Genomic DNA, 2,577 nt, shown 5'->3' with positions numbered 1-2,577 from the left:
TCAGGAATTGGCGATCGTAAAGCCCACAGGGGAATATAAACATTCCCTCTGTGGGCTTTTTATATGGGGGTTTTTGAATAGCACAACTTTGTACAAATATTCGCATACCTGGCAATTCCTCCATTGGGGAGGAGAGATTATAATAAGGATAAAGTAAAAGCTTTGGAGGAGGTTTTCTATGAGGTATGGATATTTTGACAATGAGAATAGAGAGTACGTAATTGAACGGGTGGATCTTTCTGCATCCTGGACGAATTATATTGGGGTTGAGGATATGTGCGGAGTTGTGAACCATACGGCAGGAGGATATTTATTTTATAAATCACCGGAATATCACCGGATCACCAGATTCCGGGCAAATGCTGTACCTATGGACCGCCCGGGGCATTATGTCTATCTAAGGGATAATGAATCAGAGGATTACTGGAGCATTTCCTGGCAGCCGGTAGGGAAGTCCCTGGACGAGGCACAATACACCTGCCGCCATGGCTTGTCCTATTCGGTATATGAATGTTGCTATAAGGGAATTAAAGCATCCCAGGCCCTGGTAATTCCCATTGGTGATGCAGTAGAGTTATGGGATGTTAAGGTGCAGAACCAAAGTGACCGGGAGAGGGAGTTAAGCCTGTTTTCTTACTGTGAATTTTCCTTCCATCATATTAATATGGATAACCAGAACTTTCAGATGAGCATGTACGCAGCAGGGTCATCCTGTGAAGACGGAATTATTGAACATGATTTGTTTTATGAAGAGTTTGGATACCAGTATTTTACATCCAGTACCCTTCAGGACAGTTATGAGACATTGAGAGATCAGTTTATTGGTAAATACCGGACGGAGGATAATCCCATAGGGGTGGAACGTGGGTATCTGGAAGGCGGATCAGAAAATGGCAATAATCACTGTGGTGCATTTCAGAAAAAAATAGTACTGCAGCCTGGGGAAGAAGTCCGGATCGTATATATGCTTGGAGAAGGCGGAAGAAAAACAGGGGCAGTTGTCCGTGAAAAATACAGCAGACCGGACGCGATGGAAAAAGTATATGCCGATCTGCGGGCTTTCTGGAAAAAGAAGCTGGATAAACTACAGATTCAGACACCAAATGAAGGCATGAATACTTTAATTAACACCTGGACCCTGTATCAGGCTGAAATAAATGTTATGTTTTCCAGGTTTGCATCTTTTATAGAAGTGGGAGGCAGAACGGGACTCGGTTACCGGGATACGGCTCAGGATGCCATGACAATCCCCCATTCCAACCCGCAGAAGTGCCGTCAGAGACTGGTAGAATTACTGAGAGGGCTGGTTTCAAAAGGATATGGGCTTCATTTATTCCAGCCGGAATGGTTCGATCCGGATACAGAAGTAAAGCCCTTTAAATCTCCAACGGTTGTGCCCACACCAAATGCGAAGGATATGATTCACGGGCTGGAAGATACCTGCTCCGATGATGCGCTGTGGCTGGTGAGCGCCATTGTGGAATATGTGAAAGAAACGGGTGAATTTTCATTCCTGGATCAGGTACTGTCCTATGCCGATGGCGGTGAAGGAACCGTATATGAGCATATGACGAAGATCCTGGATTTTTCGGCGGAGCAGGTAGGGGAAAGCGGAATCTGCAAAGGACTGCGTGCTGACTGGAATGACTGTCTAAACCTGGGCGGCGGTGAAAGTGCAATGGTTTCCTTCCTGCATTATTGGGCAATCCAGAATTTCCTGGAAACGGCAAGGTATTTAAAACGACTGGATGATGTGAATAAGTATGAGAAGATGGCTGCAAAGGTACAAGAGGTCTGTGATACCAGGCTCTGGGATGAGGAATGGTTTATCCGGGGCGTAACGAAAAACGGAAGAAAGATTGGCACCATGAAGGACAGGGAAGGGAAAATTCACCTGGAATCGAATGCATGGGCGGTTCTGTCCGGTGCAGCATCCGAAGAAAAAGGCAAAAGGGCAATGGACAGCGTTGACCGGTATCTGTTTACACCATACGGAATTTTGTTAAACGGGCCATCCTATACCCAGCCGGATGATGACATCGGTTTTGTGACACGGGTTTATCCCGGATTAAAAGAAAACAGTTCTGTATTCAGCCATCCAAATCCCTGGGCATGGGCTGCAGAGTGTGTACTTGGCAGGGGGGACCGTGCGATGAAATTTTATGATGCTTTATGTCCCTATAACCAGAATGACCAGATCGAGATACGGGAGTCAGAACCCTATTCCTACTGCCAGTTCATTGTTGGGCGGGATCACAAGGCATTTGGCAGGGCAAGGCATCCCTTTATGACCGGAACAGGCGGATGGGCTTATTTCTCTGCAACCAGGTATATGCTAGGCATTAAACCACAGTTTGACCATTTGCAGATAGATCCCTGCGTACCATCTGACTGGAAAGAGTTTAAGGTTACCAGAGAATTTAGGGGAGCGGTGTATGAAATTACAGTTCTCAATCCGGATAGCGTTATGAAAGGTGTTACCAGGATGTATCTGGATGGAGCGGAAACAAACGTGATTCCGGTATGCGATGCCGGAAGCAGGCATGAAGTAACTGTCATTATGGGAAGATAAAAGAA

General features: G+C 46.0%; 1 protein-coding gene. It reads left to right on the top strand.

All coding sequences use genetic code 11. From position 1 onward, the window contains the following. The first annotated feature begins 178 nt into the window (after positions 1 to 178). Positions 179 to 2,572 (top strand): GH36-type glycosyl hydrolase domain-containing protein, encoded by a 2,394-nt coding sequence (locus ACH2DQ_RS13025; protein ID WP_394912358.1) that lies wholly within the window; start codon positions 179 to 181, stop codon positions 2,570 to 2,572. Positions 2,573 to 2,577: the final 5 nt, after the last annotated feature.

It is taken from the genome of Robinsoniella sp. (genome assembly GCF_034124845.1).
Note: the sequence above shows the minus strand (reverse complement) of the source record. Positions and strands in the feature narration are given on the sequence as shown.